The 227-nt window shown below is 76.2% G+C and carries 1 pseudogene; it reads left to right on the forward strand.

Annotation, left to right across the window (positions count from 1 at the left end):
- Positions 1-187, forward strand: a pseudogene (locus G3I40_RS25220) (ABC transporter ATP-binding protein); the annotation flags it as partial.
- Between the last annotated feature and the right edge of the window lie 40 nt (positions 188-227).

The raw sequence follows: 227 nt of genomic DNA on the forward strand, positions 1-227 counted from the left end.
GGTGCTGCGCGGCCGCACGGTCATCGCGGTCGCGCACCGGCTGCACACGGCACACGACGCCGACCGGGTCGCGGTCATGGAGGACGGCCGCATCACCGAACTCGGCCCGCACCAGGACCTGGTGGCTGCGGACGGGGCGTACGCGGCACTGTGGCGGTCGTGGCACGGACCGGGGCGGCCGGGGTAGCGCGTCTCAGTCGGCGCTGCCCGTGGCGGCGACCGTGACG

Origin of the sequence: Streptomyces sp. SID14478 (assembly GCF_010548525.1) — a bacterium.
GTDB lineage: Bacteria > Actinomycetota > Actinomycetes > Streptomycetales > Streptomycetaceae > Streptomyces.